Here is a 7,155-nt window from a genome sequence, read left to right on the forward strand (position 1 = left end):
GGAGATGCTCCTCACGAGGTCGCGGTCGGTGTTCATCGGGTTGTCGGGGCGGTAGCCGTGCCGGTGGTGAGGGGCGGGTAGTCGAGCCACGGGTCGCGGAGTGCGTCGAGTCGGCGTTGGGCGTGGTGGGGATGTGACACGCGGAAGTACGCCATGACCCTGGGCGTCGAGGTGTGGTTCCGGCCCACCGAGTGCGGGACGAGGTGGTGCATGAGCAGGACGTCGCCCGGCTTGCCGAGAAAGGGTGCTCCGCTTTCGGTGTCGATCTGCGGGGGAACCTGATCGGTGACGCCGAGGGACCACTCGGTGGCGAACCACCGGGCCATGGTGTAGTGCCCGCCGGGCAGGTAGCGCAGTGCTCCGCCGTCCGGATCGCCGATGTCGGAGAGCACCACGCCGACGAGCAGTGAGAAGGTGCGCAGTTCGTCGGGATCGAGATGCGGGCAGGCGACTCCGTCGACATGCATCGCCTTCTCGGGCTGCGACGTCGGGAGCGCGTCCTCCGGTATCCGGATCTGGATCTGCGTGGTGGTGACCGGCTGGATGTCACCGAGCAGCTCCGTCGCCAGTTCCTCCGCTCCAGAGTTCGAGAACAGGCCGAGCAGGTCCGGGTGTTGGCCGAGTTCGGGTGCGAAGGTGCGTTGTGTGTACGCGGAGATCTGCGAGGAGTCCATCTCCTCGCGGACCCAGCCGCCGATGAGGGACGAGGCTCGGGCGATCAGGTCCGCGGGGACGAGGCCGCGGCGGACGGCGAGGCCGTCCCGTACGAAGCTGGTCTTCTCTTCACGGGTGAGGGACATGGCTCCTCCGCAGGGTGTCCGGGATGTGGGTGGTGGGGTCCGCGAGGCGGGCGAGTACCTCCGCGCCCGCCTCCAGGGCGCTCTCGATGATCGAGTGGCCGGCGGCGGCGCTGGCTCTTCGGGGGTCGCCGCCGATGACGCCGAGTGAGGAGATGGCCGGGTCCCCGGATGACCAGGGCCATGTGGTGCCACGTCGGAGTACGAGCCGCTCGATCTCCTCGCGTCGTCGGCCCGGATCAAGGGCGTAGTCGGCGGGGATGCGGTCGAGATGCACCGTGTCCGGGGCGAGGGCGAGCATCATCGAGGTCTCGCGAACACCCGCGTGGATCTCGGGCAGTTCGCTGTCGGTGGCCTCGGGCGCGAGCGAGACGGGGTGGATGACGCAGACCACGATGGCATGGGTCTGCTGGAGTTCGTGGGCCAGCGTTTCGAGGACGCCTCGGTTTCCGCCGTGCCCGTTGACGATGAGCAGCCGACGCGCGGCGGTGGCGCTGACGTACTGGCCGACGACGGTGTCGACCAGGCTGCTGAACGTGGCGATGTTCAGCGAGACGGCGCCGGCCGCCCAGGCGTGCTCGGGGGAGAGCCCGTACGGCAGGGCGGGCAGGGCCCACAGGTCGTGGTGGTCGCCGTAGCGTCCGACCAGCATCTGGGCGAATCGGTCGGCGATGACGGTGTCGGTGTTGAGCGGCAGGTGGGGACCGTGCTGCTCCGTCGAGCCGATCGGCAGGACCAGGACCGAGTGGCGGCTGAGCCGCGCCGGGATGTCCGGCGCGGTCAGCAGGTCGTACCTGCGGGATGTCCCGGTTGCGCTCATGTACGGTTCCGGCGGCCGATCCTGATGAGGAACTCGTTCTCCTCGCCGAAGGTGTCGTTGTCGCTGAACTCGGCCAGCGTCGTCTTCACCTTCGCCTCGAACTCGCCCAGTCGGGCGCCGAACAGGTGCGGGGCCGCGAAGGAGGTCGAGTACAGGTATCCGAGGATGCTGTCGGTCGTCCAGGTCCGCTGGACCGGAACCCGTACCTCCTCGACCTGGTTGAAGGGCGACTCCTCCATGATCTCGCTGTACGGGCGGTTGTGGTGCTGGAAGGTCCCCTGGCCGGCCCGCCGTTCCTCGCCGAGGAACTCCTTGATGACGCCGCGCACGGCTTCCTTCCAGGGGCTTCCCGCCGCCCAGAAGCTGTTGTCGCCGAAGATGGCGACGGCTCCGTCGGGGGCGACCTGTGTGTCAAGGCCGGCTAGGACGGCTGCCTGGTCGAGCCAGTGGAAGGCCCGGCAGATCGTCACGAGATCCGCGCTCCAACCGGACGGCGGGGTGAACTCCTCGGCCGTGCATTCGACGAGCGACAGATTCGTGCCGTCCGGAAGAGCCGGGCGGAGCGCCGATTCGGCCGCGGCGAGCATGTCGGCGTCGTTGTCGATGGCGATGACGTCGTCGAAGCGTTCCAGGAGCGCTTCCACGACAAGGCCAGTCCCGGTACCGACGTCCAGCAGGCGGCGCGGGCGGTTGGTGGACGTCGCCCGGTCCAGGACGTCGGCCACCTCGGCCGGGATGCCCGGACGGTACTGCCGGTAGTAGCCGACGGTGCCGGTGAACAGGCTGCTCATGGGATTTCCTCCGTGCGTGAGAGTGCTTGGACGTGCCGGGCCGCGGCCGGGAGGTCGTCGACGACGAGCACGCCGTGATCAACGATTAGATCCGGCTGGGGAGTTGGACGGCCACGCGATATCCAGACGGCCCCGACTCCGGCGTTGACGGCGCCGACCACGTCGCAGGCCCAGTCGTCACCGATGTGGAGGATGCGCGCCGGATCCACCGCGCAGAGTTCGGCGACCGCGTGGAACGCCCTCCGGTCCGGCTTGGCGTAGCCGATACGGCAGGAGGGGAAGAAGTCGCTCACCCAGGGTGCCGTACGGCGCCGGAGCCCGTCCGTGTCCGCGTCCGCGCAGGTCACGTTGGACAGGGTCACGACCGTCGCCACCTCGCTCAGCACGCGCAGGGCGTCCGTCGTTCCGGGGAACAGCGTGAGGGGCGCAGGTGGTAGGTCCCGGGGGAAGTCGGCGGGTGCGACCTGCAGGGCCTCGCACACGTCGGCCACGACGGCGTCGCCGAGCGACGGCTGCGTGTGCAGGCGGTCGCGCATGATCGCGCGCGCCTGCTGCGCCGGCAGCGGGGATGCCGCAGCCAGCCGCATGGTGAGACCGGGGCCCTCCGCGGTCCCCAGCGTTCCTCCGACGTCGACGCTGATGAGGTGGGGGCGTCGGTGGTTCATGCGGCGCTCCTCGCGGGAGGCAGTGCGGAGACGATGACGGCGATGCGGGCTGCACGGATCTCCCGCGTGGTGGCCTCGGACAGGAAGGTGAGGGCATAGCGCAGTTCCGCGTCGTCCAGGGCCGCGAGGACCCGTCCCTGGGCCTCGGCGGCCGACTCCAGGTCCCCCGGCGCTTTTTGCGGACGCAGGCCGTGCGCCAGGTGCAGGGTCCCGGACCAGTGTGCTTCGAGCGCGGGCAGAGTGCCGGAGTCCGCGGGGTGCAGGACGGTGACGTCGTCCAGGGTCAGGATGCGGACGGAGGTGTTCGTACCGTCCAGGTCGAGACGTCCGGACAGGAAGGTGTCGTGCCCGCCGAGGCGCTCGGTCAGCACCAGGAGCGGCCCGTCGGGCGTGAGCCTCACTGATCCCTCCACTGGGAGGCTTACGGATGTTCGCGGCACGGGGTCCTCCTCGGGATGGTGCCGAGACCGGGAGATTCCGGCAGGCGTAGGTGTCCGTGTTCGGGCCGCCAGGCGTGGTCGTAGAGGTGTTGTCGACCCGGCTCCCACTGGAGGCGGTACTCGATCGCGGGGACGGCCTCGGGGAACGCCGCGGCAAGGTGGGCGCCGGGGACGAGCGAGCGGCCGTGCGGATAGACGGGCACTTCGTGGGCGCGGGCAGCGGCGAGAACTTCGAGGGCCCTGGTGAGACCGCCGCATCCGACGACATCGAACGTCAGGGCCACGGGGCGGGCCGTGTCGAGCACGGTGGTGGTGTCTTCGCGGAGCGAGAGGCGCTCGCCGATGGCCAAGGGCACAGGCGTCGCTGCCAGTTGGCCGTATACCCGGAGATCGTGGCGTGGCAGGGGATCCTCCAGCCAGATCAACGCGGACGGATCGACCAGTTCGGCGAATGCCAGGGCCAAGGAGGGCGACCACGTGCCCACAGCGTCGACGGCGATCCAGGCCCCCGTTTCCTCGGCCGCGTGTTCCACGGCCCGGGCGAGTACCCGTGCCTCCTCCGTCACGTCGTACGGTGACCGACTGCGGAGCCCCCACTTGGTGAAGGCCCAACCGCCTGCCAGAACTTCGCGCAGGACGTCCGACGAGACGGGGCCGGTGAGCTCCCGTGTCAGCCACGACGCGTACGCCGGTACGGATCGGCGCACGGTCTTCGCAGTCAGGAGATCCGCCACCGGACGACCGTCAAGGCGTCCGTGCAGGTCCCACGCCGCGCAGTCGATGGCGCCCATGGCCCACGGGGCATGCGGGTCCGAGCTCACGACCGCCGGCCCCGACAGGCGCTGGCGGAGCGCCTGATGGTCTGTGGCATCGGCTCCGATCACGGCCGGGGCGAGGACCTTGTCCGCGTAGGAGGCGATGGCAGCGCTGACGGGGCCGTACCAGCCCGTCTCCCCGGCCGCGTGGAGGGCGATGAACGCCGTGTCATCCCCTGGGGGTTCGGCATCGCGTATGTCGACGACGTCGATCCGGTCGATGCGGGCCGCGCTCATCAGACCGTCTCCCGAGCCGCGAGAAGGCGATTCGCCGCCCGCACCAGGCCGACGGGGGTCAGGCCCAGCATCTCGGCGAGTTGGGCCTGGGGCATCGGGCCCGTCGGCTCCTGCCAGCCGATGACCTCGGTCGGACGGCGGAGTCTTCCCGCCAACAGCCCCCACACAGCGGCCGGATGGCCGAGGGTGACCACGAGAACAGCGGCATGCCGACCGAAGCACTGATCGATGTCCGCGTCGGACAACCCTCGCGGCCACGTCGTGGGATCACCGAGCACGGTCAGGTCCAGGAGATTCACCACCCGGACGCGGCATCCACGGTCTCCGCGAAGCAGCGGGACCGCCTCGGTAACGACGGCGGCCGGGAGGTCGCCTGCGGTGACGACGGTGATGTCCGGTTCGCCGTCATCGCTCAGATGCGGCCAGATGGCGAGGCCGCACGCCTGCTCCTCGTGCACGGTGTCAGTGGGGTGGGCGGTCGCGGTGTGCTTGCCCGCCACGACGACGTTGACGCCCCCGTCCGAATGGAGCGCCTCCTCCAGAGCGACCGCGGTGCGGGTCGGATCGGCAGGTGTGAGCACGCGGACAGCGGGGTCGCCCATGGCCAGGAGCGCTGTGGCGAAGGACGGATCGCCGTGCGTGAAGACGTTGTTCCAGCCGTACGACGTCAGGAGCAGGTTCAGGCTCGGCAGGACCGGCGCCCCCGCGAGGCGGCGCTGTTTGAGGTGAGCGGCAACCCCGCTCAGCAGCAGCGGAGCGAAGGCTTCGTAGGAGACCAGCACTCCGCGACGGCCGCTGGCTGTCCAGCCGGCGAGCCACTCCAGCAGGACCTCCTCGGCCAGCAGCTCCTTCGCCCACGGTTCTCCGGCCAGGCCCCCGAGACGGTTGGAGGCCAGCTCGTCCGGGCTGAACACCTGGAACCCGCCGTCCGCGACCTGGTCGCGGATCACGGTGGTCACGGCGCCGGCGAACGTGCCAAAGCCCTCGTAGCCGAGCGGCGTTCGGCGCTCGGCCGACTGCTGTGCGGCGTGCGTCGGGCGTAGGCGACACCACCGGGCCGCCGCCATCGCAGCAGCCAGTGCGCCCAGCGGGCGCCCGTCGGGATCGAACAACTCGTGGGGGGTGTACCGGGCGAGCCACCGCTCCAGGAGTTCCAGCTGGTCGGCAACGCGTCCGGGGGCTGACAGCGGGGTCTTGTGGGCGCGCGGGGTGCCGAGAATGCGGCGGCCCTCCACCGTCTCGGGTCCACCCCAGCCCTTCGTGCACCGCAGGAAGACGGCGACACGGCAGCCACGACTGGTCGCGTCCAGGGCCTCCTGGAACACCTCGTGAAAGGCCGCGTGCTCCTCCTCGGAGCCCTCGACGACATGCACCACTCGGCCGTCCCAGCCCTGGCCGCTGGCGTACGCGCGCAGCTGCTCGTCGGTCATTCCTCCGAGCAGGCTTCGACCGCCCATCCGGAATCCGTTGACATGGATGACGGGAAGCACCCGTGCACCCGGCACGATGTCCGCCGCCAGCCACGAGGCCGCCGTCGTGGGCGTCTCGCATTCACCGTCCCCGACGATGGGGACCAGGACGCGGTGGGGCGCGTCGAGCGCGGCGCCCTGGGCGAACGCGAGTGCACCGCCGAGCCGTCCTCCGAGGTAGTCCCCGGCCCACAGGGCGGGATGGACCTCGGCACCGAGCCCGTCGACGTGAGGGAACGCCCGTGAAAGCCGGACCAGGCCGTCCGCGTCGGGCGTGAACTGGGGGCGTATCGCCTGGAGTTCTCCGCTGAGCCAGGCCATCGACAGCTGGACGATCCCCGCGTGGCCGGCGCCGAGGATCGGCACCACGTCCCGGTCCGGGGACGTCCGGCCCGCGGCCAGCGCGACATGGGCCAGTGCCCAGGCCGTTCCCGGAACGGTGCCCCAGTGACCGGAGGGATCGGGCTTCACGTGCTCGTGGCACAGGGACTCGGAGAGCAGCACGTTCCCACGCAGGTGCAGCTGACACACCGAGGCGTACGTCGCGGCTCTCCAGAGGGCATCGGCCAGGACCGCGACGTCGGTCATCGCCCACCGACCAGGCTCTCGCCAGCGAACGTGAAGTACCACAGGGGCCGGTAGCACTCCCACGCCACGGGACGCAGACCGCTGGAGCCCATGATCTCCTCGATGGCTCTACGAGCCTGGAGGTAGAACTCCAGCTCCTCGGCGCCGTCGAACCGCAGCCCGGCCATGATCGAGTTGTGGGCCTGGTACACCTGGAAGTTCGGGAACTCGGTGACGTACGGCGTGAGGGCCTCGACACCCTCGCGGAGTGCTTCGAGGCCGTCCAGGCCGACGATGTACGTGAACGAGGTGTCGTGGCCGACGCGTAGCGCGCGCTGGAGTACCTGCGCCATCTCGGAGGTCGCGAGGGTGGCCTTGCTGGCCTTGAGCAGCAGGTCGCGCCGGGTGAAGCACTCGGCGGTCAGGCGCAGCACGAAGGGGGACGTGTGTGCGGCGATCTCCTCGAACGCCTCCTCGGTACGCAGCACCGAGGTGAGGAAGCCGATCCGTGCGTTGATGCCGTGCTCGGTGAGTACGCTCCGCAGCGATCGGAG

Annotated in this window: 7 protein-coding genes and 1 pseudogene; all 8 read right to left on the reverse strand. The window is 70.2% G+C overall.

The annotated features are described in order from the left end of the window. Window positions 1-32: 32 nt before the first annotated feature. Window positions 33-800: a phytanoyl-CoA dioxygenase family protein gene (locus ABZ896_RS28055; protein ID WP_360934871.1), complete on the reverse strand. Its 768-nt coding sequence runs from the start codon at window positions 798-800 to the stop codon at window positions 33-35. Further along, window positions 784-1,617: a creatininase family protein gene (locus ABZ896_RS28060; RefSeq protein ID WP_360934874.1), complete on the reverse strand. Its 834-nt coding sequence runs from the start codon at window positions 1,615-1,617 to the stop codon at window positions 784-786. The genes ABZ896_RS28055 and ABZ896_RS28060 overlap by 17 nt, the downstream gene beginning before the upstream one ends. Then, window positions 1,614-2,408: a class I SAM-dependent methyltransferase gene (locus ABZ896_RS28065; RefSeq protein WP_360934877.1), complete on the reverse strand. Its 795-nt coding sequence runs from the start codon at window positions 2,406-2,408 to the stop codon at window positions 1,614-1,616. Before ABZ896_RS28065 ends, ABZ896_RS28060 begins: the two co-directional genes overlap by 4 nt. Further along, entirely contained in the window at window positions 2,405-3,073 is a 669-nt protein-coding gene (locus tag ABZ896_RS28070; RefSeq protein ID WP_360934880.1) for an HAD family hydrolase, read from the reverse strand. The genes ABZ896_RS28065 and ABZ896_RS28070 overlap by 4 nt, the downstream gene beginning before the upstream one ends. Beyond that, window positions 3,070-3,474: a hypothetical protein gene (locus ABZ896_RS28075; protein WP_360934883.1), complete on the reverse strand. Its 405-nt coding sequence runs from the start codon at window positions 3,472-3,474 to the stop codon at window positions 3,070-3,072. Before ABZ896_RS28075 ends, ABZ896_RS28070 begins: the two co-directional genes overlap by 4 nt. A 20-nt stretch (window positions 3,475-3,494) precedes the next feature. Continuing rightward, window positions 3,495-4,565 (reverse strand): enolase C-terminal domain-like protein, encoded by a 1,071-nt coding sequence (locus ABZ896_RS28080; protein WP_360934886.1) that lies wholly within the window; start codon window positions 4,563-4,565, stop codon window positions 3,495-3,497. Continuing rightward, the gene (locus tag ABZ896_RS28085; protein ID WP_360934889.1) at window positions 4,565-6,622 is read right to left on the reverse strand and encodes a hypothetical protein; all 2,058 of its coding nucleotides are present in this window, start codon (window positions 6,620-6,622) and stop codon (window positions 4,565-4,567) included. The genes ABZ896_RS28080 and ABZ896_RS28085 overlap by 1 nt, the downstream gene beginning before the upstream one ends. Then, window positions 6,619-7,155: pseudogene (locus tag ABZ896_RS28090) on the reverse strand (hypothetical protein); the annotation flags it as partial. The pseudogene ABZ896_RS28090 and the gene ABZ896_RS28085, both read right to left, overlap by 4 nt.

Source organism: Streptomyces sp. NPDC047072, assembly GCF_040643855.1.
Taxonomy (GTDB): domain Bacteria; phylum Actinomycetota; class Actinomycetes; order Streptomycetales; family Streptomycetaceae; genus Streptomyces.

Excerpts from the sequence above, each read along its gene's own strand:
- ABZ896_RS28055 (WP_360934871.1), bottom strand. The coding sequence starts at position 800 with ATGTCCCTCACCCGTGAAGAGAAGACCAGCTTCGTACGGGACGGCCTC.
- ABZ896_RS28060 (WP_360934874.1), bottom strand. The coding sequence starts at position 1,617 with ATGAGCGCAACCGGGACATCCCGCAGGTACGACCTGCTGACCGCGCCG.
- ABZ896_RS28065 (WP_360934877.1), bottom strand. The coding sequence starts at position 2,408 with ATGAGCAGCCTGTTCACCGGCACCGTCGGCTACTACCGGCAGTACCGT.
- ABZ896_RS28070 (WP_360934880.1), bottom strand. The coding sequence starts at position 3,073 with ATGAACCACCGACGCCCCCACCTCATCAGCGTCGACGTCGGAGGAACG.
- ABZ896_RS28080 (WP_360934886.1), bottom strand. The coding sequence starts at position 4,565 with ATGAGCGCGGCCCGCATCGACCGGATCGACGTCGTCGACATACGCGAT.
- ABZ896_RS28085 (WP_360934889.1), bottom strand. The coding sequence starts at position 6,622 with ATGACCGACGTCGCGGTCCTGGCCGATGCCCTCTGGAGAGCCGCGACG.